This window comes from Azospirillum sp. UENF 111221 (genome assembly GCF_058780625.1).
The window spans coordinates 136,483-163,275 of the sequence record NZ_JBSNCH010000001.1 but is presented as its reverse complement, the minus strand read 5'-3'; the positions used below and the strand labels follow the sequence as shown (position 1 = coordinate 163,275).

28 protein-coding genes and 1 pseudogene are annotated in these 26,793 nt (G+C 64.0%); 20 read left to right on the top strand and 9 right to left on the bottom strand.

Annotated features, from left to right (window positions below; translation table 11 throughout):
- Positions 1 to 9: 9 nt before the first annotated feature.
- Positions 10 to 885, bottom strand: a complete 876-nt coding sequence (locus tag ACWPN3_RS00715) for a VOC family protein (protein WP_492242313.1) — start codon at positions 883 to 885, stop codon at positions 10 to 12.
- Positions 886 to 920: 35 nt separating this feature from the next.
- A complete protein-coding gene (locus ACWPN3_RS00710; RefSeq protein WP_492242314.1) occupies positions 921 to 2,201 on the bottom strand; it encodes an alpha/beta fold hydrolase in 1,281 nt (426 codons plus the stop codon).
- Between the two features lie 325 nt (positions 2,202 to 2,526).
- On the opposite strand from ACWPN3_RS00710, the gene ACWPN3_RS00705 reads away from it, so the two are divergent.
- On the top strand, positions 2,527 to 3,240 hold the full coding sequence (locus ACWPN3_RS00705; RefSeq protein ID WP_492242315.1) for a TetR/AcrR family transcriptional regulator: 714 nt from the start codon (positions 2,527 to 2,529) through the stop codon (positions 3,238 to 3,240).
- 95 nt (positions 3,241 to 3,335) lie between these two features.
- On the opposite strand, the gene ACWPN3_RS00700 is transcribed toward ACWPN3_RS00705, so the two are convergent.
- The 6 genes from ACWPN3_RS00700 to ACWPN3_RS00675 all read right to left on the bottom strand — a co-directional run bounded on the left by ACWPN3_RS00700 (position 3,336) and on the right by ACWPN3_RS00675 (position 8,628).
- Positions 3,336 to 4,049 (bottom strand): IS6 family transposase, encoded by a 714-nt coding sequence (locus ACWPN3_RS00700; RefSeq protein ID WP_492242316.1) that lies wholly within the window; start codon positions 4,047 to 4,049, stop codon positions 3,336 to 3,338.
- A gap of 71 nt (positions 4,050 to 4,120) precedes the next feature.
- Positions 4,121 to 4,795, bottom strand: a complete 675-nt coding sequence (gene otnC, locus ACWPN3_RS00695; RefSeq protein ID WP_492242317.1) for a 3-oxo-tetronate 4-phosphate decarboxylase — start codon at positions 4,793 to 4,795, stop codon at positions 4,121 to 4,123.
- A complete protein-coding gene (otnK, locus tag ACWPN3_RS00690) occupies positions 4,792 to 6,099 on the bottom strand; it encodes a 3-oxo-tetronate kinase (RefSeq protein ID WP_492242318.1) in 1,308 nt (435 codons plus the stop codon). Before otnK ends, otnC begins: the two co-directional genes overlap by 4 nt.
- Positions 6,099 to 6,788 carry an aspartate/glutamate racemase family protein gene (locus tag ACWPN3_RS00685; protein WP_492242319.1) on the bottom strand — a complete coding sequence of 230 codons (690 nt, stop codon included), beginning with the start codon at positions 6,786 to 6,788 and terminating at the stop codon, positions 6,099 to 6,101. The genes otnK and ACWPN3_RS00685 overlap by 1 nt, the downstream gene beginning before the upstream one ends.
- The gene (locus tag ACWPN3_RS00680) at positions 6,785 to 7,621 is read right to left on the bottom strand and encodes a hydroxypyruvate isomerase family protein (RefSeq protein ID WP_492242320.1); all 837 of its coding nucleotides are present in this window, start codon (positions 7,619 to 7,621) and stop codon (positions 6,785 to 6,787) included. Before ACWPN3_RS00680 ends, ACWPN3_RS00685 begins: the two co-directional genes overlap by 4 nt.
- An 83-nt stretch (positions 7,622 to 7,704) precedes the next feature.
- On the bottom strand, positions 7,705 to 8,628 hold the full coding sequence (locus tag ACWPN3_RS00675; RefSeq protein WP_109450243.1) for a glutamate cyclase domain-containing protein: 924 nt from the start codon (positions 8,626 to 8,628) through the stop codon (positions 7,705 to 7,707).
- Between the two features lie 264 nt (positions 8,629 to 8,892).
- On the opposite strand from ACWPN3_RS00675, the gene ACWPN3_RS00670 reads away from it, so the two are divergent.
- The 12 genes and pseudogenes from ACWPN3_RS00670 (at position 8,893) to ACWPN3_RS00615 (ending at position 19,204) form a co-directional block, all read left to right on the top strand.
- Positions 8,893 to 9,675 (top strand): GntR family transcriptional regulator, encoded by a 783-nt coding sequence (locus ACWPN3_RS00670; RefSeq protein WP_109450241.1) that lies wholly within the window; start codon positions 8,893 to 8,895, stop codon positions 9,673 to 9,675.
- Between the two features lie 416 nt (positions 9,676 to 10,091).
- Positions 10,092 to 10,850: a molybdate ABC transporter substrate-binding protein gene (locus ACWPN3_RS00665; RefSeq protein WP_492242321.1), complete on the top strand. Its 759-nt coding sequence runs from the start codon at positions 10,092 to 10,094 to the stop codon at positions 10,848 to 10,850.
- Entirely contained in the window at positions 10,834 to 11,517 is a 684-nt protein-coding gene (locus ACWPN3_RS00660; protein ID WP_492242322.1) for an amino acid ABC transporter permease, read from the top strand. Before ACWPN3_RS00665 ends, ACWPN3_RS00660 begins: the two co-directional genes overlap by 17 nt.
- 7 nt (positions 11,518 to 11,524) lie before the next feature.
- Positions 11,525 to 12,184: an amino acid ABC transporter permease gene (locus ACWPN3_RS00655; RefSeq protein WP_109450235.1), complete on the top strand. Its 660-nt coding sequence runs from the start codon at positions 11,525 to 11,527 to the stop codon at positions 12,182 to 12,184.
- A complete protein-coding gene (locus ACWPN3_RS00650) occupies positions 12,181 to 12,912 on the top strand; it encodes an amino acid ABC transporter ATP-binding protein (RefSeq protein ID WP_109450233.1) in 732 nt (243 codons plus the stop codon). The genes ACWPN3_RS00655 and ACWPN3_RS00650 overlap by 4 nt, the downstream gene beginning before the upstream one ends.
- 132 nt (positions 12,913 to 13,044) lie before the next feature.
- Positions 13,045 to 13,848 (top strand): transporter substrate-binding domain-containing protein, encoded by an 804-nt coding sequence (locus ACWPN3_RS00645; protein WP_199237687.1) that lies wholly within the window; start codon positions 13,045 to 13,047, stop codon positions 13,846 to 13,848.
- Positions 13,849 to 13,876: 28 nt separating this feature from the next.
- Positions 13,877 to 14,317 carry a RidA family protein gene (locus tag ACWPN3_RS00640; RefSeq protein ID WP_109450229.1) on the top strand — a complete coding sequence of 147 codons (441 nt, stop codon included), beginning with the start codon at positions 13,877 to 13,879 and terminating at the stop codon, positions 14,315 to 14,317.
- Between the two features lie 90 nt (positions 14,318 to 14,407).
- The gene (locus ACWPN3_RS00635; RefSeq protein ID WP_247873199.1) at positions 14,408 to 15,268 is read left to right on the top strand and encodes an alpha/beta fold hydrolase; all 861 of its coding nucleotides are present in this window, start codon (positions 14,408 to 14,410) and stop codon (positions 15,266 to 15,268) included.
- 102 nt (positions 15,269 to 15,370) lie between these two features.
- A pseudogene (locus ACWPN3_RS00630) lies at positions 15,371 to 16,273 on the top strand (IS5 family transposase).
- A gap of 184 nt (positions 16,274 to 16,457) precedes the next feature.
- Positions 16,458 to 17,378 (top strand): LysR substrate-binding domain-containing protein, encoded by a 921-nt coding sequence (locus ACWPN3_RS00625; protein WP_109450227.1) that lies wholly within the window; start codon positions 16,458 to 16,460, stop codon positions 17,376 to 17,378.
- Positions 17,379 to 17,535: 157 nt separating this feature from the next.
- Positions 17,536 to 18,879, top strand: a complete 1,344-nt coding sequence (locus ACWPN3_RS00620; RefSeq protein WP_492260988.1) for an acyclic terpene utilization AtuA family protein — start codon at positions 17,536 to 17,538, stop codon at positions 18,877 to 18,879.
- Between the two features lies 1 nt (position 18,880).
- Entirely contained in the window at positions 18,881 to 19,204 is a 324-nt protein-coding gene (locus tag ACWPN3_RS00615) for a DUF4387 domain-containing protein (protein WP_492242324.1), read from the top strand.
- 230 nt (positions 19,205 to 19,434) lie between these two features.
- Here ACWPN3_RS00615 and ACWPN3_RS00610 read toward each other — a convergent pair whose 3' ends face one another.
- Positions 19,435 to 20,340 (bottom strand): LysR substrate-binding domain-containing protein, encoded by a 906-nt coding sequence (locus ACWPN3_RS00610; protein ID WP_109450223.1) that lies wholly within the window; start codon positions 20,338 to 20,340, stop codon positions 19,435 to 19,437.
- A 134-nt stretch (positions 20,341 to 20,474) separates the two neighbouring features.
- On the opposite strand from ACWPN3_RS00610, the gene ACWPN3_RS00605 reads away from it, so the two are divergent.
- From ACWPN3_RS00605 to ACWPN3_RS00575, 7 genes are read left to right on the top strand one after another with little or no spacing between them, the layout of a single operon-like run.
- Positions 20,475 to 21,320, top strand: coding sequence for a transporter substrate-binding domain-containing protein (locus ACWPN3_RS00605; RefSeq protein WP_109450221.1), 846 nt, complete (start codon positions 20,475 to 20,477; stop codon positions 21,318 to 21,320).
- Positions 21,321 to 21,365: 45 nt separating this feature from the next.
- On the top strand, positions 21,366 to 22,559 hold the full coding sequence (locus ACWPN3_RS00600; RefSeq protein WP_492242325.1) for an alpha-hydroxy acid oxidase: 1,194 nt from the start codon (positions 21,366 to 21,368) through the stop codon (positions 22,557 to 22,559).
- Positions 22,560 to 22,604: 45 nt separating this feature from the next.
- Positions 22,605 to 23,312 carry an amino acid ABC transporter permease gene (locus ACWPN3_RS00595; protein WP_492260987.1) on the top strand — a complete coding sequence of 236 codons (708 nt, stop codon included), beginning with the start codon at positions 22,605 to 22,607 and terminating at the stop codon, positions 23,310 to 23,312.
- Positions 23,313 to 23,317: 5 nt separating this feature from the next.
- Positions 23,318 to 24,118: an amino acid ABC transporter permease gene (locus ACWPN3_RS00590; RefSeq protein WP_109450217.1), complete on the top strand. Its 801-nt coding sequence runs from the start codon at positions 23,318 to 23,320 to the stop codon at positions 24,116 to 24,118.
- Positions 24,115 to 24,879, top strand: coding sequence for an amino acid ABC transporter ATP-binding protein (locus ACWPN3_RS00585; protein ID WP_109450215.1), 765 nt, complete (start codon positions 24,115 to 24,117; stop codon positions 24,877 to 24,879). Before ACWPN3_RS00590 ends, ACWPN3_RS00585 begins: the two co-directional genes overlap by 4 nt.
- A gap of 24 nt (positions 24,880 to 24,903) precedes the next feature.
- The gene (locus ACWPN3_RS00580) at positions 24,904 to 25,929 is read left to right on the top strand and encodes a C-terminal binding protein (protein ID WP_492242327.1); all 1,026 of its coding nucleotides are present in this window, start codon (positions 24,904 to 24,906) and stop codon (positions 25,927 to 25,929) included.
- Positions 25,930 to 25,965: 36 nt separating this feature from the next.
- On the top strand, positions 25,966 to 26,619 hold the full coding sequence (locus ACWPN3_RS00575; RefSeq protein ID WP_492242328.1) for an RraA family protein: 654 nt from the start codon (positions 25,966 to 25,968) through the stop codon (positions 26,617 to 26,619).
- The last annotated feature ends 174 nt before the right edge of the window (positions 26,620 to 26,793 follow it).

Sequence of the window (26,793 nt, the reverse complement as noted above, 5' to 3'; positions counted from 1 at the left end):
CGGGCCGCCTTAAGCAGCGGGGGCGATGACGACGCGGTCGCGGTCGAAGATCTCGATCCGGCCGCGGATGCCGCCGGTGAAAAGTCCGTACCAGACCGCCGGCTTCAGCCCGAGCGCACGACGCTGGAACTCGACCGGCCCGGCGGCGTCGATACGGTCGTGGGTGTCCAGCGCGGTGACGGTGCAGTCGCCGCGCCCGCGGGCCGCGCGGGTCAGGCTGGCGAACTCCTCCAGCCGCGGCACGAAGATGCTGACCGCCGCGGAGGGGCCGCCGTCCGCATCGAGCAACCTGGACTTTCTTGTCCAGATCTCGTCGATGGCGGCGACGCGCCGGCCTTCGGCGGATGCCGCGTCTTCGGCATCCAGGGCGGCCCGCAGGGTCAGGGCGGCGTCGGTGGCATCGATGGCGTTCAGCGGCCGCAGCTTGCGGGTGATCTCAACGAAATAACCGTTGGGATCGCGCACGTAGATGGACTCGATCACCTCGTGCGTGGTCTCCACCGAAACGGTCAGACCCTCGGCTTCCAGGCGCCGCTTCCAGTCCTTCAGTTCCTCTTCGCTGTCGACGAGCCAGGCGGTGTGGGTCGCATCGAAGACGTGGTCGTCCGGCAGCGGCGGCATCGCGGCGCGCCCTTCCAGCGCCTCCGGCTGGTCGGACCCGAGATAATAGAAGAAGGCGATCGTGCTGCCGTTGCCGCTGTCGAAGAAGAAATGCAGGAAGTCGGGATGGGTGGCCGGGCCCCAGCCGCGCGCCGAGATGACATGGACGAGCGGCAGGCCCAGCTTGTCGCGGTAGAACTCCACGGTTTCGCGCAGTTTCCAGGTCGGGCGGGCGCTATGGTCCACGCCGCGCAGGCGGAGCCTGGTCGCAGATTGGTCAAGCATGCTGGTCTCCTTGAATTCCTATTCGTTCGCGGCGCTCAGCCGCCGAAATGGTCGCGCAGCCACCCGCCGACCGCCCGGCCTGCGGCGTAGCGCCCCGGCTCCTCATCCGGGGTCAGTGCGCGGCCGTGGTGATCGCCGCGGATGCGCAGATGCGTTTTGCGTCCTGTGGCGAAGCCGTCGAACAGAGACGCGACCCTCGACGGGAAGGTCGAGACGTCGCCGGTGTATTCGACCAGCAGCAACGGCTGTTCGACGGCTGCCGCGGTCTTGTGCAGGGAAGCGTTCGACGACAGGCCCGACCAGGTCGACAGCCACGCCTCAGGGGAGCAGACGCGGGCGAAGCCGACCGCGCCGTAGTTGGAGGCAAAGGGATCCCGCCCCCACAGGGAGCCATAGCCGCGGTCGGACGGATCGAGGCTGGGGTCGAAACAGTGCAGGTCGGCATCGGTCCGCCAAACGGTCATGAGTGGCGTGTGGGCGCCGCGCCGCCGGTCGTCGATGCCGCCGGTCTCCTTGGCGCGCTTGCGCGCCGCCAGCCGTTCCCCGATCAGGGCATGCGCCCGTTCGTCCAGGCGCGCGACCCGGGCCTGCTGCGCGGAGCGGTAGCGTTCGACGAAGTCCGGGGAGTAGCGGGACGGTCCCGGAGGCTCCGCGAAGCCGTTCGCCGGACTGAAGGGATCGAGCGCCGGATCCACCGACAGCGCGTCATCCTCGTCGGTCACCGACGGGTCGATGCATCCCATCAGCAGCATGCCCTGGCCGGGGTGTGGCGCAACCAGCACCAGCCCATCCGCCACCGGCATCTCAAGCGACGCAAGATTGGTCGGCCGCCCGCCGGGCGTGCGGGCGATCCGCCGATCCGGCGTCAACTGCGACTGCTGCATGTAGAAGGCGTAGAGACTGCCGCCGCCGGAGTTGCCGAGCAGGACGATGCGGCGGAAGCCCTGGGCGCGCAGGAAGGACAGCCCTGCGGCGACATCGAACAGAGCCGTCTCGTGCTCAAGCCGGCTGTCGTTGCCGACGGAGCGCGGCGACTGGGACCAGGCGGCGAAGCCGGCTTCCACGATGTCCGGGACAAGGTAATGGCAGGCCATGAATTCCCGCGGGTGCATGATGCACACGACCGTGTCGCTGCGCCCGCTGACATAGAGTGTGCCCCCCGTCGCCGCCCGGTCGGCCGTGCGCAGCGCCACGTTGCGCGTCAGCGTGCCGTCGGGAAGGTCGCGCGGGTTCCAATCGGTGTTGAGAAATCCCGCCGTCGCCGCCTGATCCGCCGACTGATGTGCGGCAGGCGCGGGTGTGCCCGAAACCGGCATGTCCATCGTCTCCCTTACGAAGGGCGGCGCGATCCGCCCGTATGTTGGTCTTGAGGCAGGCCGGCACGGCCATTCATCGATGCTGCCCGCCCTGCATATTTGACATGGTGACGAATAATTGACGGTACCGTCAATAGGTGGAAATTCCTGTCAAGGCGCGCTTTGTCGCACCTGCATTGTGGTCATTGCCGTTCAAGGCAACGTTTTCAAAGCCTTCGATGCCCTTTGGGATTGGGAAGCCCCCGTCAATCAACGCTTCAAAAATTTGACGTTCGCGTCAAAACCTCCCATCCTGCGGCATGGAGAAACCGGATAGGAGGACGGGGTGGGCAGAACATCGGCCAAAGCGGAAACCGGCCGGAAGGCGCTGCTGCGCCAGAGCGTGCTCGACGCGGCGGCAAAGCTGTTCGCAGAACGCGGCTTCGCCGGCACCAGCTTCCAGGATATCGCCGACGCGCTGAATGTCGGACGCACGGCGCTCTACTATTATTTCAAAAGCAAGGAAGAGATCCTGGCTTCGCTGGTGGAGGAGGTCACCGTCGTCAGCGATCGGCAATCCGCCATGCTCTCGGCCCGGACCGACGACGATCCGGTCGAGGTCCTGCGCTCCATGGTGAGCGGCCATGTCGAGCTTCTCCTCTCGCACGCCCTTCATTTCCGGGTCGTGGATCGGACCGAGGTGGAACTGCCCCCCGACCTGCGCGCGGTGCACGAGCGCTCCAAACGGGCCGTGCTCGACCATTTCACGACGCAGATCGCGCGAGGGATCCAGCAGGGCGTGTTCCGTCCTGTCGACGCCCGCGTCGCCGCTTTCGCGCTGATCGGCATGTGCAGTTGGACGACCTGGTGGTTTCACGATGGCGGGCGCAAGACGGCCAGGGAGGTCGCTGGGATTCTGGCGGATCTGGCAGTGCATGGCCTTTTGCGGACGGACGATCAGCGCAAGGCGGCCAGCGATCCCGGCAATCTGTTTCGCCAGTTGCACGAGAGCCTTGATTGCCTGGAACTCCTCTACAAGCGGCAGGATGCGGGAGCGTAAAGGGGTTCCGTTGACTTTGGCGGCACCGTCAAGTTGTTGGCGCTGGTGATGAGGGCGGGCGCGGTTTGAGCAGGAATGTGCGTTGGGCGGGACGATTACGCGGCCAGCGGCGCGCCGGCCACCTCAGCCCAGGCGGCGAACGCGTAGATTCGGGCGGCGCGGTACTCGGAGGCTGAGCGATGATCGCGGCGGAGATGGACGAGGTTGTTGATCGGGTCGTGGATGGACAGAAAGCGCTGCACCTGCCGTGGTGATTTGAAGCGCTTCATCTGCCGCTCGCGTCGTCGGGTCGGCTGATGACTGTTCTCGGCACGATTGTTAAGGCCCTTGTGCTGGCGGTGCTCGCAGCGCAGCTTCAGGTCCCTCTTGGCGGCGGCGTAGGACTTCAGCTTGTCGGTCACTATGACACGGGGAGCGCGGCCCTGCTTCTTGAGCAGCTTGCGCAGCAGACGCTTGGCCGCCTTGGTGTCGCGCCGGCTCTGGACGAGCGCGTCGAGCACGAAGCCGTCCTGGTCGACGGCCCGCCACAGGTAATGCTTCTTGCCGGCGATGCTGATGACGACCTCATCCAAATGCCACTTGTCACCGCGGGCGAGGCGCCGTTGCCGGATGCGGCTGGCAATCGTTCGGCCGATTTTCAGGCCCCACTGGCGCACGGATTCATGGCTGACCGTGATCCTGCGCAAGGCCAGCAACTCCTCCACCATGCGCAGACTCAGCGGAAAGCGGAAGTACAGGTACACCGCAAAGCTGATTACCTCGGCAGGGAAGCGGTAGCCAGCGTACATCGGATCGGGGCGCGTCGTCATCCCCGCCCTGTACCGTCACCCCGGCCACCTTGCCAACTCGAACTTGACGGCGCCGACTAAAAATCTAAGTATCAAGTCAATGTGTGAGGAGAATGATCATGCACGGGAAGGTCCAACGCAAAGCTGGACACCAAATCTTCTACCTGTTGCGGAGTAAGATAGCGCGGATTTAGCCCCCTCAGCATGAGATAAAGCTTCGCCGTTTCTTCCAACTCCTCGACGGCGGAAACCGCCGCCTCCAGCGACTCTCCGGCCACCACAGGGCCATGGTTGGCCAGAAGAACGGATGAATACCGCCCTGCCAGCCCGCGGATGGCGTCGGCGACGGCGGGGTCTCCAGGCCGATGGTAGGGGATTAGCGCGACTTGGCCCGCTTTCATCAAACAATAGGGTGTCATCGCCGGTAAAACCGCCGAGGGGTCTATCTCGGGCAACATCGTTACGGCAACGGCGTGTGTGGAATGCAGGTGCACGACCGCTCGGCTCTCCCGGCGGGTCTCATAGACGGCGCTGTGCAGTGGAATCTCTTTCGTCGCCGGATCACCGGAAAGCAACCGGCCGCCGGAGTCCAGCCGCGACAAACGGGCCGGATCAAGAAAGCCCAATGACGCGTTGGTCGGTGTCACCAACCAGCCCCCGTCGTCCAACCGCAAGGATATGTTGCCCGAGGAGCCGGGCGTCAGGCCGCGCTCAAACAGAGATCGGCCAAACCGACAAATTTCTTCCCGCCATCCGCTCTCCCTCATCTCATGCTCCCTGGAGATGTCAATGATACCGCTGGACCCACGTCCATCATCCGCAGCGCCTGTTCGAAAAAGTCGGGTCCGCCAAAATTTCCGGATTTGAGGGCAAGCGCCAGCGTTGGACCGGTGTGGGTCGCGACGACGGGAACACCTGGGGCAATCTCGGGTCCAACCCTCAGGGCATCGAGATGAAGTGCCGACACCACCGCCCCCGATGTCTCACCACCCGCAACGACAAGACGGGCGAGACCGCCCTCGACCAATCGGCACGCCAAATCGGCAAACAACGCATCAAGCGATTTCGCCACGGCGTCCGTGCCGTAACACGTCTGCGCCGCCACGACCTGTTCCGGCTCGCTGGACGAGTAAATCAGGGGCGCCCGACCGGAATTCTCGCGCACGAACGCAGCAAGGCGCTCCACGTCGACCTTGCCCGTCATGACGTCGGCCACGGACACATTGACGGCGGGATGGCTGATCCGATGCCGCGCAATCTGCGCCAACGTCGCCTTCGAGCAACTGCCGGCAAGGATTGCCTCCGGGCCACTCACCAACGGGAAATCCCGCCTGTCCGTCACGGCCTCCGACCACCGAAGGATGTTGTCCGGCAACCCAAGCGCCAACCCGGAGCCGCCGGTCAGGAGCGGCGCGTCGGCGCAGGATCGCCCAATTGCGACAAGGTCTTCGTCCGTGATCGCGTCAACGACGATCAATCTCTCACCACGGGCAGCGGCGGCGTCCAACGCGTTGCGGATTGCTCCAGAGCCACGCCGCACGATCTCCCATGGCACTAGGCCGACCGGATGCTCCGTTTGCAAACCAAGCCAGCGGCACAGATTGCTGTCGGTCATCGGGGTGAGCGGATGGGCGCGCATGCTGGACTCGGCCAACGGAACCCCATCGACGAAGAGGTTCCCGTTATAGAGCGTGCGTCCGGCTGTAGGAAAGGCAGGGCAGACAACGATCCCCGAGACGTTGAGCGCATCGCTGAGAGCGTCCGCGACCGGCCCGATGTTGCCGGCTGGGGTGGAATCGAAAGTCGAGCAATATTTGAAAAAGATCTGACGGCACCCTTGCGCCTGCAACCACCGCAATGCGTCCACGGATTGCCGAACCGAATCCGCAGCACCAATCGATCGGCTTTTCAGCGCCACCACGCCGGCTTGGCAGGCCGGATCGGCGGACTTCGACGGAACTCCCAGGAACAAGGTCGTCATCAGGCCACATGACCCGGGGAGCCCCTTGGTCAACGTGTTGGCGATGTCGGTGGCACCGGTGAAGTCGTCGGCAATCACGCCAAGAAGCATCACCGGCCTCCCAAGGTTTGAGGCGACGTTCCAAGCACGCGCTGACGCATCCTGGCCACGGCCGCGTCCGGGGCGGTCAGGACGGGCGCACCGATCTTCGTTCGCAGGAGCGGTGCCGCCCGCGAGGTCGAGAAATGCGCCAGCATCACGGCATCGTACCCCTCGAACTGCTTCCCGCGCTCCGCGATCAGCCCGTTGTGCGTCTCGACGTCATGGTGGCGAAGTGCCTCGATCGCTTCGGGAATGACGATGGACGTGAGTTGGGCCGATGCTCCCAGCCGTTGTGATTCCTCGGCGAATTCCTCCTGCATCGTCGCCAGGGCAGGCGGAAAGGTCGCGATCATGCCGATCCGGTTCCCGGCCTTGATCGCCGCCTGGAACATGGCCTCGTTGGGTTTCAGGACAGGAATGCTCATGTCGCGCGCGGCACGCTCGATCGCCGGGCCGAAGGCCGAGCAGGTCACGAGCAGTCCGTCCGCTCCGGTGCTCTCGGCGTACCGGCAGAGGCTGACAAACCGTTCGGTCATCGGTTCCGTAAGTTCGTTCATCCTCGCTCGATCGACGCTCAGCCCGTCATCAAGCAGGTTGACCAATTCGGCGTCGGGCCACAGACGGGCGAACGCGTCATGGACCGGTTCCATGGCCACCGGGGTCGCGTGCAGCAACGCAATGCGGGGGGAACTCATCATCGCACTCCTGTGAATTGAGCTCCCGCATCGCCGGGAGCGGTCGGCAACCATGAAAAACTGGCGGCCGTCGTCAGCGATGGGTGATATTCGCAGCCGATGTAGCCGATGTAGCCAACGGCCTTCAGCGCCTCGAAAATCGGATCGAAGGCGATGGTGCCGGAACCAGGCTCGTGCCGGCCGGGAAAATCGGCGATCTGGACATGCTTGATGATCGCCGCGTGTTCGGTGATCAGCCGAACCGGGTCGTGACCGAGGGACACGCAATGATAGACGTCCATCAGCAGCCCCACGTTGGGGCGCCGGAGGTCATGGATCGCCGTGATCGCCAAACGGGGATCGTCGATGATGTAATTGGCGATGGAGCCCGGGCCGATTGGCTCGATCAGAATATCGATCCCTCTGGTGGCCGCCGCGTCGGCCGCGAAGGCCAGGTTTTCGAGATAGGTTTCCCAAAGCAACGGGTTCGCCACGTCGGCGGGCCTGACGCCGGCCATTGCATGAACAAGGCGACAACCGATGGCTTCGGCATAATCCAAGGTCGGCTGGACGCTCGAGCGGAACCGGGCGACGTGTTCGGGAAGCGCCGCGAACCCTTTCTCGCCACGTGTCACGTCACCGGCGGGAAACCCCGTCTGCGCGAAGCGCAGCCCGGCATCCGACAAGCGACGCGCCAATTCCGGCGCCGGAGTGTCGAACGGGTTCGGATGCTCCACGGCGCCAAAGCCGACGCGGCGGGCCGCCTCCGGGCGCTCGGCGAACGCTTGTTCCGTGAACAGAAATCCAATGTGCGCGCTGAGACGCCCGTCGAAGGAACGAAGGCAGGGGATGGACATGCGCAACTCCGGCTTGGTGGGTCCAGCTCCGTCCATTCCGATCCCAAGGGCCGGCGTGGACGGGTGCCAGACGGCGGTTTGCCTTAGGACGGCCTGACGATCGCTGCCATCTCCTCCACCACCGCGACGTGATCGGCGAGCGGCAGGCGGTCAATCGTCATCTGGAGCTGACCGGGGCGGTCGACGCGGCTGTCGTCGATGGCTTGGCCAATGTTGACGGCGGCGTCCAGAATATCGTGTTCGGTCTTCCCGTTGAAATGCTTGAGCAGGGCGGGAGCGAGATCCGGACGTGCAGCGGCGACTGCTGCCAGCAACGCATAGGCGCCCCAGTTGGCGACACCGGCCACGATGAGAAAATCGGCGCCGGTGCGCGCCGCGATCAAGGCCCCGTTGGGAATGTCCTTTTCCACGATGTCGGCGGGCAGGACACCCATGCCGATCTCGTTGCCGCCATCGCCGATGCCGATGGTCTTCCAGGGCGCCTTCCATCCGGCATCTTCGAACAGATAGTCGAGCGGCGCGGTGTCGCCCGATATATCCCAACCATGCTCGCGGTGCGGCTTGCCATCCGAACCAAGGGAGCAACGCTCAATGGCGATCAGATGGGTGATCGGTGACTCGTCCGCCTCCAGCTTGTGGCGGAGCTGACGAACGGACTGGGGACTCACCGACACGATCTCAAGCCCGACATCGTGCGGCAGGACCTTGGTTACCGCCCACACAGCCTTGGCGCAGGGAGCGTCGGAAATGGCCGTCACCTTGATGCCGGCTTCCGTCAACCCGGCGGCCAATTGGCCCAGCCCATTGAGCCCGTCGGTTTCCGGCGACGGCGGTTCCGCATGACGGACGAAGAAGCCGGCGATGATTCCGACATGTGGCGCTGGATGCTCGGCAATGGATTTGGCGGCTTTCTCCAGGTTGCCCTGCGAAAAAGCGACAAGACGTCCGATATCGCGCCGGACCGTCCGCCCGGCTGCGGCTTCCAACAACTCGAAAGCGGTTTGCATGTTCGCCTCGGAATGTGGTTCGTATATGCGACGTATATTACTCTGTGGCGATAGCGTCAAGCGCGTCCCGCACCGTTGGGCGGAGGCAATAAACTGATGATCGACAAACAGGGATGGCTCGGGCACAACAGGAATGGTGGCAATTGCCGTATTTGACCGGCGTTTGCGATGCTCACATATACGCGCCCCTAAGAGGCAGGCATGACCAAAGAAATAACTCCGAAATCGACCACGAAACGGCGCGGGCAAGGGGGGCGGAAGGTGATGGCCGACATACCGGTGACCGAGGACTCTCACCGGACGGTGTTCAGCAGCGCATCCGATGACGCACGCCTGATATCGCAGACCGACGCCGCGTTGGATGTGATCCGCTCGCGAATCATCGACATGACGCTTGAACCGGGGAGCCGCATCGACGAGCGCATCCTGATCGACCGCTTCAAACTGGGCAGGACGCCGGCCCGGGAAGCCATCAACCGCTTGGTGGCGGAGGGTTTCGTGAAGATCATGCCGCAGCGCGGCGGTACTTATGTGCGCAAACTCGACTTCGACGAAATGGGCGAGATCGTCGTCGCGCACCAGCTTGCCGAGTCCATTCTCGGTCAGATGTGCCGTCTGGACGATCCGTCGCTGGCTCCTGACCTGATGGCGATCCAGCGCCGATATACCGACAGCGTGAAGCGTCGGGATTTTCTCGCGATCACGCAGCTCAACCAGGATTTTCATCTGCGGATGCATGACACCATCGGCAACGCGCTGTTTTACGACTTCGCCGAATCGACGCATCGGCATGTCCGCAGGTTGAATGTGTATATTTACCAAGCAGAACAAGCGGATCCCGAATTCCAGTCCGAACAGTTCGCCGCCAATCTCGACCAGCACAATCAGATCATCGAAGCTGTCGCCAGGCGTGACCGGCCCGCGCTCATCGAATTGCTGCCGGATCATGCCAAATACACCCAACGTCGCCTGGTTCGGCTGCTGCAAAACAAGTCGGTTGGTCCACTGCGCCCCAACCTGTCCGAGTTGAGATCACCCCTGGCCTGACGGGCCGGGTCCCGACGATCGATCGGCCTTTCCGCCGAACCCAGCCTCCGGGGACGGCCGACCCACGTCGCCGATCCACGTCGCGTACTGCGTTTCGTACGCATTTGCACGTTGGCGCTTCAACGCGTCCCTCCGTTTCCGGCGCGGCGGGGACGCGACATCAGCCTTGTCCCGAGCAGCCTTCTGCGGGCATTCAGCCTGTGTGATCCATGCGTCTACTTAAGATTCTTATCGACCATGATCTTCCGTCTTGACGGACTCGTATATGTCATGGATATTTAACCGGTGATGGCAACGCCGACGGGCGAAACGGGTCTTCGCTCCATCCGGCAACCAGCTGCGTCTTCAGTCCATTCCGCGCATCGACCTGCGCAATGCACCGGCACACCCACCACATTGGAAGGTGATGATTCACCATGAACAACCGGTCACTCTCGGTGATGAGCACACTTGGAATCCTCGGTCCGCTCAAGGAGAGGATCGGGCCCGCCTTTGAAGCGCAGTCCGGCCACCGGTTGGCCATGATATACGATCCCACCACCGTCCTTCTTCAGACAATCGCGGCGGGGCGGAGGGCGGATGTCATTGTCGCGATCGACACGGCGCTCGACGCACTCACCGGGAATCGAACCCTGCTGCCGGACAGCCGCGTGATCGTCGCGCGAACGGCAGTGGGTTTGGCCAAGCGGGCCGGCACCGAGGCCATCGATGTTTCGACACCGGACGCCTTCGTCAACGCGCTGCTCGCGGCAAAGTCGATCGTCTACTCGCAATCCGGTGCCAGCGGCATTTTCTTCAAATCTCTTGTCGAGAGACTTGGCATCTCCTGGGAAATCGGTCGGAAGGCGATCGTCATACCCAAGGGCTTCACGGCCGAACTGTTGATTTCCGGTGAGGCTGAACTGGCCGTGCAGCAGATGAGCGAGCTTATGGTGGTCGCCGGGGCCGACATCGTCGGCCCCTTTCCGGAACCCTACGGTGCCTACACCCATTTCGCCGCAGCGGTGTTCGCGCAGACCGACCAGCCCGAGCTGGCTCATCGCTTCCTCGATCATCTGACGGGTGAACCGGCCGCCGAAGCCTTCCTGGCGGCCGGATTGGAACCGCTCGGACGGTTGGGTTCCGCGCGCCATTCCGGCTCATCACCGGGAGGCTCCGATGGCTGGAGAGCTTGATTTCAGCTTCCTCAGCGACTATTGGCCGGCAATCGCCTGGGGTGTCGTCTGGACATTCGTGATGACGGTCGCGTCGTTGATCCCTGGGGCCGCGTTTGGCGTGTTGTGCGCCTTGGCCCGCGTCTATGGATCCCCAACAATCGCCCGCATCGCGGCCGTGTATGTGGAGGTCATCCGCAACACTCCATCCCTTATTCAAGCATTCTGGCTCTTTTTCGGGCTCGCATCCCTCGGACTGCGGTTGTCTCCCTTCATGGCCGCCGTCCTGGCGCTGAGCATCAACTTTGCCGCCTATGTTGGAGAGATCATCCGGGCCGGGTTGGAAGCGACGCCACATGGAGAGATCGAAGCGGCGGACTGCCTTGGGCTGTCGCCTCTGCAGCGGATCACAGCGATCGAGTTGCCTCAGGCGATTGAACGGGTGTTTCCGGCGTTGGTCGGACAATCGATCCTGATGATGCTTTCAACATCAATCATGTATCAAATTTCGGCTGAGGAATTGACGGGTGTTGCTTGGTACATCCAGTCGTTCACATTCAGAAGTTTTGAGATCTACATGATCGTTGCCGCGCTCTACATCGGAATGACGGGCCTGATGCGTGCGGCGCTGTCCAGTGTTGGTCTTTTGGTTTTCACACGTTACCGCCGCCTGCGAACCCCCTTGTGAGGCTGCAATGCTCAACCTGACCACGCAACAATCACTCTTCATCCTGCAAGGCGCTGGCTGGACGATCCTGCTCTCCTTGATCGGCTTTGTCGGCGGTTCTCTGCTGGGGCTTCCCTTGGCTCTCGGCCTGACCGCAAAATCGATGGCGACACGCCTGGCCACCGGCTTCGGCATCAACGTCGTGCAAGGCATCCCATTGCCGATTTTGATGTTTGCCGTCTATTTCGGTGCGGGGCTCGCCGGTTTCGACCCGCCAACCTTGGCAGCCGCCGCCTTGGCCATGACGGCCTACTCGGCAGCGTTTCTTGCCGAGATCTGGAAGGGCTGCATCCGCGCAGTGCCGCGTCTGCAATGGGAAGCGGCGGATTGCCTTGCTCTGACCAGCCTCGACACCCTGCGCCTCGTCATATTGCCGCAAGCGGTACGGATCGCTACGCCTCCGACCATCGGATTTTTTGTCCAAATCGTGAAAAACACCTCTTATGCAGTGGTGTTGGCCTTCATGGAACTAACCTACTCAGCCCGCATCGTGAACAACAACAGCAATGAACCGTTTGTTGTATTCACAATCGCGGGAGCCCTTTACTTCCTTATTTGCTTTCCTCTTTCCAAACTCAGCAGACGACTGGAACGCTCTTTTGGGAAAACACGAGAGGCTGCGAAATGACGGATCCGATTGTCAAGTTTGAAGACGTTCACAAGCGTTTCGGCACCCTCGAAGTTCTGAAGGGCATCTCGCTGTCGGTCGAAGAGGGCAAAGTTGTCGCCTTGCTTGGTCGCTCAGGGTCGGGGAAGAGCACGGCCTTGCGCTGCGTCAACGGGCTTGAAAAAATCGCCAGCGGCTCGTTGACCGTCTGCGGACGGGAGCTGGGGAAGATGAACGTCGATCTCCGTCGGCTTCGGCAAGACGTCGGCATCGTCTTCCAAAGTTACAACCTCTTCCCCCATCTCACCGTTGCTCAGAACGTCATGTTGGCGCCGATCCGGGTGCGCAAGCTCTCCAAGAGCGATGCCGGGAAATTGGCGGAGCATGTGTTGGATCGTGTCGGTCTGTCCGACAAGCTGTCCTGTTATCCGGAGCAGCTGTCCGGAGGGCAACAGCAGCGTGTCGCGATTGCGCGATCCCTGGCGATGCAGCCACGTGTGTTGCTGCTCGACGAGGTTACTTCGGCGCTTGATCCCGAACTGACCGGCGAGGTTTTGCGGGTGATTGAATCGCTCGCACGCGAACGGATGACCATGATTCTGGTGACGCACGAAATGGGGTTTGCGCGGAAGGTCGCCGACCAGATCGTGTTCATGCATCAGGGACGGGTCTGGGAAACGGGAGACAGAAGTCTGCTCGCCAACCCACAGACTCAAGAACTTACGCAATTCGTCGAGAGCGATCTTTAATCAACGATTTGAGTGATTCCTGCCTTTCCGGCCACATCATCGGCCAGATACTCTGTATCTCGAAAAACAAGCAAGCTCTTCCCGCTGTTTTGGAGACGGCTTGCAACAACAACCTACGAACAGGAGAGTAAGATGTTGAAATGGTTTTCCTGCATGGGCGTGGGAATGGCGGCTCTGCTGGTCGCCGCGCTGCCAGCGTCGGCCGCCGGCAAACTGGACATGATCAAAAGCCGTGGCAGCATCATCGTTGGAATTGATTTTTCACACCCGCCGTTCGGCTCGATCAACGACAAGGCCGAACCCATCGGCTCCGACCTTGAAACCGCTGAGTTGTTGGCGAAAGATCTTGGAGTGAAGCTGGAGACGGTCAATGTCTCCGGGCCCAACCGCATCCCCTTCCTGATCAGCAACAAGGTCGATATCGTCGTTGCCGCGGTTTCCATCACCGAGGATCGGAAAAAGGTAATCGACATTTCCGCACCCTACGGCACCATACCCCTGAACATTGCCGGACCGAGCAAGGAGACCATTCGCAATCCGGCCGACCTCGAAGGCAAGGCGATTGCCGTCGCCAGCGGCGTCACCGCGGACATTGAGCTTGCGCGGATTACGAAGGGCGTCCCGAACGTCACCGTTGTGAGATACGCCGATGAGGCGACGACGAAGACCGCCATGCTAACCGGTCAACAGAAATACCTGGCATCGACGCTCTCCGATCTTGCCGTGATCAAGGAGCAGAACAAGTCGCTCGATCTCGACTTTAAATTCACCATGAAAACCTACCCGATGGGTGTCGGCGTGCGCAAGGGAGAGCCGGAACTTCTTGGCTGGGTGAATGACTGGGTTCGCAAGAACATCGAGAACGGCAAGCTCAACACCATCTTCGTCAAATGGTTCGGCCAACCTCTTCCAGCCGATATGACCCATTTCGACTGATGCACTCCAAGTCACACGGAACATGGTCATGAACAAGACAACCGGTGCCGCAACCGCCACACCGAGCGCACGCGTCACGCCCGTCGTCGTCCATGCTGGTGTCGCGTATGTGAGCGGACAATTGCCCCGCATCGCCGGAGAATTGCAGGTTCGTGGAAAGGTCGGGGCGGAAGTCGATCTGGACACCGCCCGCCTTGCCGCTCGGCTTTGCGCCGAGGCGTGCATCGCCGCGCTTTCGGACAGTGTGGGCGAGGCGAACATCCAGCGTGTCATCAAACTGACGGGATTTGTCGCCTCCGCTCCAGGCTTCAACAGCCAGGGTGCCGTCATCGACGCGGCGTCTGATGTGTTCCTGGAGCGCTTCGGCTCACTGGCAGGTGCTCATGCGCGAAGCGCCGTCGGCGTCGCGGAGTTGCCGCACAACGCTCCCGTCGAGGTCGAACTGATCGCAATCGTTCAGTCGGTCTGATCAACCTGCCCCGCCACAGAACGGGTGCGACCCGCTGTGAGTTCCAACCAACGAAGGGCCATCATGTCGAGGACTATGGAATTGGGAGGGGTGCCGTTCCAGCGCAAGCTGATCGCGGCATCGGGATTGCGTTTCCACTGCGTGGTCGGCGGATCGGGACCAACGGTGGTGCTGATCGCAGGCTTCCCGCAGAGCTGGTACGCGTGGCGCCGGGTCATGCCGCTGCTTGCGTCGGATTTTCACGTCATCGCACTCGATCTTCCCGGACAAGGAGATTCCGACAAACCCATTGGGGGTTACGACACCCAAACGACGGCCCGTCGCGTCAATTCCCTGTTGAAGACGTTGGGCGTCGAACGACATTTTCTCGTCGGCCATGACGTCGGATCCTGGGTTGCCTATCCCTATGCGCATGAATTTGAAAAAGAACTGGGCGGTGTCGTGTTCCTTGATGCGAACATTCCCGGCGTCACCCTGCAGCCGACGATCAAGGTCGCTGATCCCGATTACTGGCGGAATTGGCATTTCCTGTTCAACATGATCGAGGACCTGCCGGAAGCGTTGTTGGCGGGTCGGGAACGTGTCCTCATCGAATGGTTCTTCAATCGGAAAACGGCAAACGCCATGGCAACTTTCGATGCCACCGACATTGAGGAATATGAACGTGTCTACGGGATGCTTGGCGGCATGCGCGGTATGCTGGGCTATTACCGGGCGGTCATTGAGGATATGGAGCAGAACAAGCAACTGTTCGCTCACAAACTCCAACTTCCAATTTTGGCGCTTGGCGGAGATGTGGGCAGTGCGCCAAACATCTTCGAGGCCATGCAACCATTGGGCAAGGATGTTAGAGGTGGTGTCATAGCGAAGAGCGGCCACTATATTCCGGAAGAGCAACCCGATGCCCTTGCTCGGGAACTCAAGACCTTTTTTGAAGGTTTGAAGCTCTAACCGGCGTTGGTGCACGGAGGCGGCGAAGGGTGGATTTGCTGATCGCGGGTAGTCCTGTAAAAGGGTGTCTCCACGATCTCCCGTGAATTGGTCATCCTCGGCATGCCGAACATACACAACGATGACCGGCGGCACCACATCCCGAAGATGCGGTTCCAGGTGACGAACTGGGCGGCGTATGAGGCCGGCCTGCGGCGGCGCGGCAGCCTGACGCAGTGGGTCAGCGACGCGGCGATCGCCGCGTGGCGAGCGCCACCGCGGAAGACGCCAAGCGGTCAGGCACGCTATTCGCAGACCGCGATCGACACTGCGGTCATGGTGCGCCTGGTTTTCCATCAGCCGCTGCGCCAAACCGAAGGGCTGCTCAGTTCGCTACTTGCTCTCATGGGCTTGGACCTGCCGGTGCCTGACCACACCACGATCAGCCGGCGGGCGGCCCGCCGGAAATCGGTGTTGGCGACGGCTTTGCCGGCGGGTCCGGTCACCCTGGTGATCGACAGCACCGGGCCCAAAGTCTATGGGGCCGGCGAGTGGCACCGCGACAAGCATGGCGTGCGCGGGCACCGGAGCTGAAGGAAGCTCCATCTGGCCGTCGATGCGACCACCAACACCATCGTCGCCGCTACGCTGACGACCACCGACGACGGCGACGCCTCCCAGGTCGGCCCGTTGCTTGGCCAGACCAGCGGCACCATCGCCGCCCGGGATGCCGGCGCCACGGTCGTCATCCCTCCGCGCGCTACGGCGGTGCCCAGGGTAACAGCCGCCACCGAGCCGACACAGCGGGACCGCCACATCCAGAGCATCGCCGAGCACGGTCGCCTGGGATAGCAAGGGCACACCGGCTATGGGAAGCGGAGCAAGGCGGAAACCGCGATGGCGCGCTACAAGCGCATCCTTGGCAACCAGCTTCGTGCCCGCATGTTGCCTGGCCAGCAAGCCGAGGCCACCATCCTGAATCGGATGATCGATCAAGCGCGCCCGAACTCCGTCCGCCCCACCTGAACCAAGGTCGCAGAGTGGCCCAGTGTGCCCCCGCTGCCATCCGTGCACCAACGCCTCGTCTCGCGCCTGCCGGCAAACTTTGCAACAGAGCCCCCCATGGTGCCCTACGGAGCACCGGAACAACCGCTCGACGCTACCCAAAGGGACGCTCGTGCCGCGCGGCGATCCACGATAACCTCCGGTTATGAACATCCGGCAGCTCGAAGCGTTCAAGGCCATCGTCGAATTGGGAAGCTTCACGCGGGCGGCGGAAAAGCTGCATCTGTCCCAGCCTGCGGTGAGCAAGCTGATCCTGCTGCTGGAGCGCTCCTGCGGCTTCTCCCTGTTCCATCGGCAGAAGAACGGCGTCATTCCGACCGCCGAAGGCGAGATGCTGTACTCCGAGGTCGAACGGGTCTTTCTCGGCGTCGATTCCGTGTCGGCACGGGCCCGCGCCATCCGGCAGTTCAACTATGGCGAGATCGAGATCGTCGCCTTTCCGTCGCTCGCGACCCGCGTCCTGCCGCCGATCCTGGCGGACTTCCTGCGGTCGAAGCCGGGGCTGCGGGTGACGCTGTCGAGCCGTAATTCCTGGCTTCTCGTCGACCGGGTCGCCTCGCAGGGGGTCGATGTCGGCTTCGGCATGGTCGCGTCCGAGCGTCCCGGGGTCCGTTTCGACAGGCTGTGCTCGATGGACGCGGTTTGCATCCTGCCGGCCGGTCACAGGCTGGCCGGTCGCCCGGTGATCGAAGCCGGGGATCTGCATGGCGAGCGTTTCGTCGCGATGGCCGAGGAGGACCGGGCCCAGCTCAAGGTCGATCAGGCCTTCTCCGAATGCGGCGCCGCACGCGACATCGTCCTGAAGGCGCAGTTGACCGAAGCCTGCTGCTCCTTCGTGGCCGCCGGAGTCGGCGTCGCCATCGTGGATCCGTTGAGCACGGTCGATTTCGCTCCGTCCCAGCTTGTCGTGCGCCCATTCCGGCCGCTGGTGACCTACGACATCTGGGTCGTCACGCCGAGCTTCCGCGACATCTCGCTAAGTTCGCAAGCACTGATCGCGCATGTCCGCACCCGGCTGGCGGCCAGGATCGCGGAGCTCGCGAAGCTGATCGGCGCGCCGGAATAGGCACCGCGAGGGGCATATCCCCTGGTTATGGCTGAGCCGCCATAAGCGATTTGACCCGACCGGCGCCCGAGCCCTCAATTCCAGCGGAGCAACCGGATCGCCGGCAGGAACGAAGTGCCTGCCCGATCCCCCCTTCGTTGACGATTCGAGGTGGTTGATGGCCGCAATTACAGTGCTCACCCCGACGGGGACGCTAGGATACGGTTTCGGCGACGACGCTTTGGCCCGCGGCATGTCGCTGGGACCGGCCGTCATTGCGGTGGACGCCGGATCGACCGATCCGGGACCGCATTATCTCGGCTCCGGCAAGCCGCTGGTGTCGGACGTCAGCATCAAGCGGGAACTGACCATGCTCATCCGCGCCGGCCGCACGGCCGGCATCCCGGTCATCGTCGGCAGCGTCGGCGGTGCCGGGTCGGGCGTCCAGGTCGAGCGGACGGCCCGGCTGGTCCGCGAGATCGCCCAGGAGCAGGGCCTGAACTTCAGGCTCGCGACCATCCGCTCGGACATCCCGATCGAGCGGGCCAAACGGGCGGTCGCGGCGGGCGAGATCGTCGATTTCGAAGCCGGTACCCCCCTGACCGCGGAGCTTCTGGACGAGACGGTGACGCTGGTCGCGCAGATGGGGCACGAGCCGATCTGCGAAGCGCTCGACGGCGGCGCGGACGTCGTCATCGCCGGCCGGGCCTGCGACAATTCGGTGATCGCCGCCTTCCCGATCTGGCGCGGGGCCGATCCGGCGCTGGCGATCCATATGGGGAAGATCCTCGAATGCGGAGCCTTCTCGGCCGAGCCCTTCGCCATGGACGTGATGCTCGGCACGGTGGAGGAGGACAGCTTCCTGCTGGAGCCCGGCAGCACGGCGAGGCGCGCCTCGGTCAAATCCGTCGCCGCCCATTCGCTGTACGAACGCGAGAACCCCTTCAAGCAATCCGGCCCTGGCCATGAGATCGATCTGTCCGGCTGCTCGTTCGAGCAGGTCGGGGAGCGTCAGGTCCGGGTGCGCGGCGCCACGTTGACGGAAACGACCGATTACTACGTGAAGCTCGAAGGGGCCAGGCTTGCCGGCTACCGCTCCATTGCCATCGCCGGCATCCGCTGCCCGACCACGATCCGGGCGCTCGACGCGATCCTGGACGACGTCCGCCGGAAGGCCCTGGACTACTTCGCCCCGGCGCCGGTCGCCGTGGCCTTCCACGTCTACGGCGGCAACGGCGTGATGAAGGAATTGGAGCCGGAGACGGCGCCCCAGCGCGAAATCGGCCTCGTGATCGAGGTGACGGCCGCCGACCAGGAACTGGCCCATGCGGCGTGCCACCAGATCAGCGGCGCGATGCTGCATTACCATTACCCGGGCATCATCAACACATCCGGCAACCTCGCCTTCCCCTATTCCCCTTCGGACCTGGATCTGGGACCGGTCTACGAGTTCAGCGCCTACCACCTGATGAAGGTCGACACCCCGACCGAGCTGTTCCCTGTCCGCTACGAGGATCTCTGAGATGAACACGCGCCCGCTCAAGGATCTGGCCGACATCGTCCGCAGCAAGAATGCGGGCCCCTACCGGATCACCTTCGACATCCTGTTCAAGGACAAGGATCGCTACGAGGCCGTTCGCGCGACCGGTGCGATCAGCGCGGAGTCGGTCGCCAGGGCCTACGGCATCGACGTCTCGCAGGTGTCGTCCTTCTTCGAGATCGACATGGCCAACGCGATCAAGATCACCATCAGGCGCGCGCGCGCCCAGGGTTCGTCCGGCGATGGCGACATGTACGGCTGCCAGCATCATGTCCCGCTGATGCTCATCGCCGTCCCGGTGGGCTGACCGCTGCCGATTGTCCGCCTTGATGAAGGGGTCTGCACTCTGTTTCGAACGCGGCGCCCGTCCGGCACCGTAAGCCAGCCCATTCCGGTGGGGAATGAGGGTCCGCTACCGGTCCGGCGCGGTCACCTCCAGCAGCCGGTCCCGGACCGCGACCAGCGGGGGTGCAGGTCGCGGTCCCCGGGGCGGAAAAGGTCGTAGTGCCGCCGAACGGACGGGCGCTGGAGCGGCCTTCAAGCTGCGTTGAGGGTCGACGCGAACACCGCCAGCCGCTCCAGCGTGAACGAGACGAAGCTGTCCACCAGATTGAACGAGCGCGCCGCCTTCGGCCGGATCAGCCAAATGTCGAATTCGACGGTGGGCTCGAACCGGCGGACGGCGATGCGCGTGTCGTCGTTGTTGAAGGCGCTGATCGGGTCGACCACGGCGACGCCGGCCTTGGCCGCAACGAAGGAAAAGGCCGTCTCCGATTGGCCGGCCTCGATGCGGCTGCGCCGGGGCACCTTGAGTTCGTCGAACACACGGTCGATCATGAAGCGCGAATGATCCTGCGGACCGAGCGAGATGAAATCCTCGTTCGCGAGGTCGTGGGCGCGGATGGTGTGCCGCTCGGCCAGAGGATGCCCGGCCGGCAGGATGCAGACCCCGCGCAGGCGGTGCAGATGCGCGCTGACCACCTCGGGACGGTCGCCCGGCAGGATGCTCAGGCCGAAATCCACATGCTGGGCCGCGACCGCGTCGATCAGGCTGCGTGAGCGCATGCTTTCCAGACGGAAGCGCATGTCTGGATGCGCCTCGCAGAAGCTCCACACGATCTCTGGCAGCACACGCCGGGCGATAGCCGGGAAGGCGCCGACGCTGACGGAGCCCCAGTTCTGGTCGCGCAGCGCCGTCGCCACCCGTGCGATCTGGCCGACACCGATGAACATGCGCTGGACCTCGTTGTAGAGCGCTTCGGCCTCGCGGGTCGGCGTGATCTTGCTGCCCTGGCGGTTGAACAGGCGGAAGCCGCAGCTCCGTTCGAATTGCGCGATCAACTGGCTGACGGCGGGCTGCGAGATGCTCAACCGCTCCCCCGCACGCGTCACGCTGCCGCTCGCCATGACTGCCTGGAAGGCCTCGATCTGTCGGACGTTCATCGGCCTCAGCCATAAGTTCAGCTTATTCTCAGGGGCAAATTATCTATTATGACATTATGAAAGACAACGCGATCATAGGCTCCGAAGCGCCGATCCCATCGATTTTTCGTGCGCTCAAGCAAAAGGGGATCTTCATGACGCCTCGTTTCGCCAAGCCGCTTGCCCTCCTCTCCCTGCTGGCGACCAGCCTCGTCTTTTGCGCCGAGGCAAAGGCCGATCAGCTCGACCGCGTCAAGCAGCGCGGCAAGCTGATCGCCGGCATCCGGAACGATTACGTGCCCTTCGGCTTCCTCGACCAGAAGGGCGAACTGACCGGCTTCGAGATCGATCTCGCGCGCGCCGTCGCCAAGGACATGTTCGGCTCGGAGACCGCGATCGAACTGGTTCCGGTCGTGGCCTCGAACCGCATCGAGCTGCTGAACGCCGGGCGCATCGACGTGATCTTCGCGACGCTGGGCAAGACGGCCGAGCGCGAGAAGATCATCGACTACACGGCGGAATACTATCTGATGGCCGGGATGGTGCTGCTGACGCCGAAGAGCGCGGAGTACAAATCCTGGGAAGACGTCAAGGGACACAAGCTCTGTGGAAGCCAGGGCAACGTCTACAACCGGACGCTGATCGAGAAATACGGCGCCGATCTGGTCCTGTTCACCGGAACCTCGGAGATCTACAAGGCCTTCCAGGACAACCGGTGCGACGCGATCGCGTATGATGGCCCGAACCTTCACATGAAGGTCGCCGAGGAGGGTTGGAGCGACAAGTACAAGATCGCGCTCGACACCTTCGACTACATCCCCATCGGCGGCGGCGTCCGCAAGAACGAACCCGCCTTCCTGAACGCCGTCAACAAGGCCATCATCCGGGCCGAGGCGTCGGGGCTGATGGTCGAGGGCGAGAAGAAGTACAAGCTCGGCGTCAGCGACTACGTGACCAAGCGGGCCGCCGACGCGAAGGTGAAGGCCGCCGCGGCGAACTGAGGCCCTCCACCGCGGCCGGCTCGTCCGCATGATCGGAAAGACAGCATGCACAAGATCGAGGTCACGTCGCGGCGAACGCCACGGGTCGTGGAGCAGGCCCTGTGCCTGAACGACTTCGAACCGATGGCGGAACGGAGGCTGCCACGGGCGATCTTCAAATACGTCTCCGGCCACGCCGAGGACGGCGCGACGCATCGCCGGAACCTGCAAAGCTTCGCCGAGCGGTCCTTCATCCCGAACGTTCTCGTCGACGTCTCCCGGACCGACGCGTCGACGCGCATCTTCGGGGTCGATTACGCCAGCCCGTTCGGCATCGCGCCCATGGGGTTCAGCCGGCTGGTGGCGCCGGACTGCGACGTGCTCTTCGCCCAGGAGGCGGCGAGGGCGAAGCTTCCGTTCATCCTGAGCGGGGCCTCGCTGACCCGGTTGGAGGAGGTGCGCCAAGCCGGCGCGACGAGCTGGTTCCAGGCTTACATTCCCGGCGACGAGGCGCGCATCCTTCCGCTGGTCGAGCGGGTGGAGCGCGCCGGCTTCGACACGCTGGTGGTGACCGTCGATACGGCGGTGCATGGTCAGCACGAACTCGCCGCGCGCCACGGCTTCCGCTCGCCGGTGCGGCCGACCGCCGATCTGGCGTGGCAGGGGGTGACGCGGCCGGTCTGGCTGTGGCGCGTGCTGCTGCGCAGCCTGCTGACGCGCAACGCGCCGCATTTCGAGAACATGGATGCGGAGCGGGGGCCGCCCGTGTTCTCCCGGACGCTCGTCCGCGACATCGGCCGGCGGTCGAGCCTGTCCTGGACGCACATCGAACGGCTTCGGCAGCGCTGGAAGGGCAAGCTCGTCCTCAAGGGGGTGATGTCCGCTCCGGACGCGCGAATGGCGGAAAAGATCGGCGTCGACGGCGTCATCGTCTCCAACCATGGCGGCCGGCAGATCGACTGCGCCCAAGGCTCGCTCGACCTGCTGGAGCGCATCGCCGATCAGGTTGACCGCTTGACCGTGATGTTCGACGGCGGCGTCCGGCGTGGCAGCGACGTCCTGAAGGCGGTCAAGCTGGGCGCCCAACTGGTTTTCGTCGGGCGGCCGTTCCTGCTGGCGGCGGCGGCTGGCGACCGGGTCGGCGTGGAGCATGCCCTGTCCCTGATGAAGGACGAGATCACCCGGACCATGGCGCTGCTGGGCATCAACCGGCTCGACGAGTTCGACGCGGTTCCGCTCATCCGTAACGGCCGGGACTGAACGCATGCAGAAACCCGCCAAACGTCAGACCGTGAGGATTCCGGCATGACGCTCGATTTCAGTTGGCTGTTCGATCCCCTCTATCAGACATGGTTGCTGCGCGGCATCGGCACGACGATCCTGCTCAGTCTGCTGGGCATGGTCCTGATGTTCGCCATCGGCATCGCCGGCGCCGCCCTTCTTCACCTGAAGGTGCGGTTCCTGCAATCGCCGGTCACGATCTTCGTCGAACTGTTCCGCAACACGCCGCCGCTCGTCCAGCTGTTCTTCCTGTACTTCATGCTGTCGGAGATCGGCCTGACGCTCACCGATCCGGTGACGGGCGGACGGATCCCGCTGTTCACCGGCTTCACCTGCGTGGTGCTTTCGCTCGGCCTCTACAACGGCGCGATCGCCGTCGAGATCATCCGCTCAGGGCTGCTCGCCGTGCCCGCCCAGACCGTCGAGGGCGCCCGCTCGCTGGGGTATTCGCGGCTGCAGACCTTCCGCCACGTCGAACTGCCCATCGGCCTCAGGATGAGCATCCCGCCCATGACCAGCAACATCGTCAGCCTGATCAAGACCTCGTCCCAGGCCGTGCTCGTGGCCGTGGCGGACATCATGTACGGCGCGACGCAGATCATGCTGGAAACCTTCCGCAACCTGGAGGTCATGCTGCTGATCTGGGTCATCTACCTCGTGATCGCCAGCCTCGCCGTGCTGGTGGTGCGCCGTATCGCCGCCGCCTTCCGCATCCCCGGCTACGGGTCGTGACGGCCATGAACGCGGAACTCAAGCTCTTCGCGCTGGGCACCGCCGGTGTCACGCTGGTCCTCGCGGCGCTTCTCGTCACCGTCTACGGCGCGGAGACCGGACGCGTCCTCCAGGCGCTCGCCGCGCGGACGCCGTTGCTTCTCAGCGGCTCCCCGGACTTCAGCCGGTTCGAGGGCGGCTTCGCCGCCAACATCGTCATCAGCATCTGGGCGATGATGATCGCCGCCGTCGCCGGCACCGCGCTCGGCATCGGGATGATCTCCCAATCCCTCCTGGTCCGGGCCCCGTCGGTCCTGCTCATGAACGTGCTCAGGAACTCGCCGTGGCTCGTCGTGCTCTACGCGATGCTCTATCTGCTGCCGTTCGAGATCGAGGCGTTCGGGACGATCTTCTCGTTCTCGCCCGTGATCAAGGCGATCATCGGGCTGGCGCTGCCGGTGACGGCCAACATCGCCGAGGTGTTCCGCGGCGGCGTTGAGGCGGTTCCGACCGGCCAATGGGAATCGGCCCGCTCGCTGGGCTATCGCCGGCTGCAGATCCTGCGCCGCGTGGTGGTGCCCCAGGCGATCCAGTTCATGACCCCGAACCTGATGACGACCTACGCCATGCTGTTCATCGGCACCAGCCTGGTCGTGGTGACGGGCGCCAACGACATCCTCTCGGTCGCCCGCACCGTCATCGCCAGCGACGGCGCGCATTACGCGACGGCAATCTATCTCTACGTGCTGTTCCTCTTCTTCCTCTTCTGCTTCCCGATCGCCATCCTGACGCGGTGGCTGGAGCAACGGGTGCGAGTTCGCCAATGACCCATCACCGGCATTCCCAGCAATCCGCCCCGCTCATCGAGATCCGGGACGTCCACAAATCCTTCGGCCCCGTCACGGTCCTCAGGGGCGTGTCGCTGTCCGTCCGCGACGGCGGCGTGGTTTGCATCATCGGGCCGTCCGGCTCGGGCAAATCGACGATCCTGCGCTGCATCAACGGCCTGATGTCGATCGACCGGGGAACGATCCGCGTCGGCCCCTTCGCGGTCGAGACGCTGACGAGCGACAAGGCGCTGGTGCCGCTGCGGCATCAGGTCGCCATGGTCTTCCAGCAGTACAACCTGTTCCCGCACCGCACGGTGCTGCAGAACCTGACCATGGCGCCGGTGCAGGTGCTGGGCGAGAACCCGGCCGCTGTGCGCGAGCGGGCGCTCGCCCTGCTCGCCAAGGTCCGGCTGACCGGAAAGCAGGACGCCTATCCCGGCGAACTGTCCGGCGGCCAGCAGCAGCGCGTCGCCATCGCCCGCGCGCTCGCCATGCAGCCCAAGGTCATCCTGTTCGACGAGGTCACCGCCGCGCTCGACCCCGAGATGGTCAGCGAGGTCCTGAACGTCATCCGCGATCTGGCGCGCGAGGGCATGACCTGCGTGCTGGTCACCCACGAGATGCGCTTCGCCCAGGAGGTCGCGGACGAGGTCTTCTTCACCGACCGTGGCGTGATCGTCGAGCACGGCCCTCCCGGGACGCTCTTCCAGAATCCGACCGACCCACGGCTGAAAGCCTTTCTCGAAAAGGTCCTGTGACGGCCCTTTCCTCAAGGAAACCCCATGACCCACCCTCTCAAGGTCCTGGTCCCCGACGTTCATCTCCGCGACCTCGACATCGAGCGCGGCGTATCGGGAGACCGGCTGGACTACCTTGTGTTCGACGAGACCGACCCGGCGGCCATCCCGGACGAGGCTTGGCGCTCCTGCGACGCGATCCTGGTCTGGCACCGCATGCGGATCACGCCGGAGGTTGTCGCGAAGCTCGACAAATGCCGCGTGATCGTGCGGGTCGGCGTCGGGTTCGACAACGTCGACGGCGCGGCGTGCCGGGCGCGCGGCATTCCGGTCTGCAACGTGCCCAATTACGGCACCTCGGAGGTCGCCGACCACGCCCTGGCCATGCTGCTGCACCTCGTGCGCGGGCTCGGCTCCTACGAGGCGCGGCTGAGGGCCGATCTCGTGGCCGGCTTCCTGGCCGAAGACGTCCCCGTGGTGCGCCGCATCCGGGGCGCCACCTTTGGCGCGATCGGCATGGGCCGCATCGGCACCGCGATCATGCGCCGGGCCGCCGCCTTCGACATGAAGGTGATCTACGTCGATCCCTATCTCCCGGAGGGCCACGAACTCGGCCTCGGGATCGAGCGGGTCAAGACCCTGCCGGAACTGCTGTCGCGCTCCGACGTGGTCAGCCTGCACGTGCCTTTGTCCGAACAGACCCGCAACATCATCGGCAAGCCGGAACTGGCGTCGATGAAGCCCGGCGGCATCCTGCTCAACATCGCGCGCGGCGGCCTCGTCGACGTGGACGCGGTCCACGACGCGCTGAAGAGCGGGCATCTCGCCGCCGCCGGTCTCGACGTGCTGCCCAAGGAACCGCCCATGCCGCCGCCGCCGCTGATCGCGGCGTGGCAGGCGGAGGAGGCTTGGCTTGCCGGACGTCTCGTCCTGACGCCGCACGCCGCCTTCTACTCCGAGGCCGGCTATCGCGACATGCGCGTTTTCTCCGCCGAGATCCTGCTCGACTTCCTGTTCGAGGGACGGCTGCGGAACAACGTCAACCCGGGCTGGGACGCAAAGGCTTCCTAACCGCCGGACCCCGCCCTCCATCATCAGGAACGAGCCATGGCCTTCCAGCAGCACGAAACCCAATTCCGGGTCCTGAGCGACGAGGAACTCGACGCTTGGCGGGCGATTCCGCCGGCGGTCGCCTCCGACTGCATGAACCGCACCCAGGTGATGAACGCCACGATCAAGCCGATCGCGGATGGTCAGGTCCTGTGCGGGCAAGCCCGGACGGTGACGACCATGGTCGGGGATTGCGGCCCGATCTGCGCGCTCATCAGCAGCGCCCGGCCGGGCGAGATCGTGATGGTCGATGCCGGCGGTGTCGAGGACACGGCGGTATGGGGCGGCGTCATGGCGGAGGAAGCCATCCATCGCCGGCTGGGGGGCGCCGTCATCGACGGTGCCATCCGCGATGTCGCGGACATGCGCAAAGCCGGTTTCACGATGTTCTGCCGGTCGGTCGTGCCGCGCGGGCCGCATCACGGCTTCGGCGGTATCATCGATGGGACGATTTCGGTGGCGGGCGTCCCGGTGCGCTCCGGCGACATCGTGCTGGGCAACGACGACGGCGTGGTCGTCGTCCCCCTTGAGCAGGCCGCTACGGTGCTGGCGGCCGCGCAAGCCCACCTGCTCAAGGAGGAAGGCTGGATCCGGAACATCCGGGCCGGCGTGCCGATTCCGAAGTTGTTCGAGATGCCGAGCGCCAAATGACACCGCCGCGCGGTACCGCCCTCATCGGCCCGGCTCCCGCTCGGAGGTTGATGCGGCATGGGATCAGGACGGTGCCGCAGCCCCTTAAGATTCCGCATGTTGGCGGTCACATCGAGCGGCTGATCGGCCGCTTGATGGGCGATGTACACCTGATGTCCGGCACAACATTCTGCA

What these genes read in the sequence shown, in the direction of transcription:
- ACWPN3_RS00605 (WP_109450221.1), top strand. Translation starts at nt 20,475, where the DNA reads ATGACGCCTCGTTTCGCCAAGCCGCTTGCCCTCCTCTCCCTGCTGGCG.
- ACWPN3_RS00655 (WP_109450235.1), top strand. Translation starts at nt 11,525, where the DNA reads ATGCTCAACCTGACCACGCAACAATCACTCTTCATCCTGCAAGGCGCT.
- ACWPN3_RS00625 (WP_109450227.1), top strand. Translation starts at nt 16,458, where the DNA reads ATGAACATCCGGCAGCTCGAAGCGTTCAAGGCCATCGTCGAATTGGGA.
- ACWPN3_RS00580 (WP_492242327.1), top strand. Translation starts at nt 24,904, where the DNA reads ATGACCCACCCTCTCAAGGTCCTGGTCCCCGACGTTCATCTCCGCGAC.
- ACWPN3_RS00670 (WP_109450241.1), top strand. Translation starts at nt 8,893, where the DNA reads ATGGCCGACATACCGGTGACCGAGGACTCTCACCGGACGGTGTTCAGC.
- ACWPN3_RS00710 (WP_492242314.1), bottom strand. Translation starts at nt 2,201, where the DNA reads ATGCCGGTTTCGGGCACACCCGCGCCTGCCGCACATCAGTCGGCGGAT.
- ACWPN3_RS00620 (WP_492260988.1), top strand. Translation starts at nt 17,536, where the DNA reads ATGGCCGCAATTACAGTGCTCACCCCGACGGGGACGCTAGGATACGGT.
- ACWPN3_RS00685 (WP_492242319.1), bottom strand. Translation starts at nt 6,788, where the DNA reads ATGATGAGTTCCCCCCGCATTGCGTTGCTGCACGCGACCCCGGTGGCC.
- ACWPN3_RS00640 (WP_109450229.1), top strand. Translation starts at nt 13,877, where the DNA reads ATGAACAAGACAACCGGTGCCGCAACCGCCACACCGAGCGCACGCGTC.
- ACWPN3_RS00675 (WP_109450243.1), bottom strand. Translation starts at nt 8,628, where the DNA reads ATGCAAACCGCTTTCGAGTTGTTGGAAGCCGCAGCCGGGCGGACGGTC.
- ACWPN3_RS00680 (WP_492242320.1), bottom strand. Translation starts at nt 7,621, where the DNA reads ATGTCCATCCCCTGCCTTCGTTCCTTCGACGGGCGTCTCAGCGCGCAC.
- ACWPN3_RS00665 (WP_492242321.1), top strand. Translation starts at nt 10,092, where the DNA reads ATGAACAACCGGTCACTCTCGGTGATGAGCACACTTGGAATCCTCGGT.
- ACWPN3_RS00645 (WP_199237687.1), top strand. Translation starts at nt 13,045, where the DNA reads ATGTTGAAATGGTTTTCCTGCATGGGCGTGGGAATGGCGGCTCTGCTG.
- ACWPN3_RS00575 (WP_492242328.1), top strand. Translation starts at nt 25,966, where the DNA reads ATGGCCTTCCAGCAGCACGAAACCCAATTCCGGGTCCTGAGCGACGAG.
- ACWPN3_RS00660 (WP_492242322.1), top strand. Translation starts at nt 10,834, where the DNA reads ATGGCTGGAGAGCTTGATTTCAGCTTCCTCAGCGACTATTGGCCGGCA.
- ACWPN3_RS00615 (WP_492242324.1), top strand. Translation starts at nt 18,881, where the DNA reads ATGAACACGCGCCCGCTCAAGGATCTGGCCGACATCGTCCGCAGCAAG.
- otnK (WP_492242318.1), bottom strand. Translation starts at nt 6,099, where the DNA reads ATGCTTCTTGGCGTGATTGCCGACGACTTCACCGGTGCCACCGACATC.
- ACWPN3_RS00600 (WP_492242325.1), top strand. Translation starts at nt 21,366, where the DNA reads ATGCACAAGATCGAGGTCACGTCGCGGCGAACGCCACGGGTCGTGGAG.
- ACWPN3_RS00595 (WP_492260987.1), top strand. Translation starts at nt 22,605, where the DNA reads ATGACGCTCGATTTCAGTTGGCTGTTCGATCCCCTCTATCAGACATGG.
- ACWPN3_RS00700 (WP_492242316.1), bottom strand. Translation starts at nt 4,049, where the DNA reads ATGACGACGCGCCCCGATCCGATGTACGCTGGCTACCGCTTCCCTGCC.
- ACWPN3_RS00585 (WP_109450215.1), top strand. Translation starts at nt 24,115, where the DNA reads ATGACCCATCACCGGCATTCCCAGCAATCCGCCCCGCTCATCGAGATC.
- ACWPN3_RS00715 (WP_492242313.1), bottom strand. Translation starts at nt 885, where the DNA reads ATGCTTGACCAATCTGCGACCAGGCTCCGCCTGCGCGGCGTGGACCAT.
- ACWPN3_RS00590 (WP_109450217.1), top strand. Translation starts at nt 23,318, where the DNA reads ATGAACGCGGAACTCAAGCTCTTCGCGCTGGGCACCGCCGGTGTCACG.
- ACWPN3_RS00650 (WP_109450233.1), top strand. Translation starts at nt 12,181, where the DNA reads ATGACGGATCCGATTGTCAAGTTTGAAGACGTTCACAAGCGTTTCGGC.
- ACWPN3_RS00610 (WP_109450223.1), bottom strand. Translation starts at nt 20,340, where the DNA reads ATGAACGTCCGACAGATCGAGGCCTTCCAGGCAGTCATGGCGAGCGGC.
- otnC (WP_492242317.1), bottom strand. Translation starts at nt 4,795, where the DNA reads ATGAGGGAGAGCGGATGGCGGGAAGAAATTTGTCGGTTTGGCCGATCT.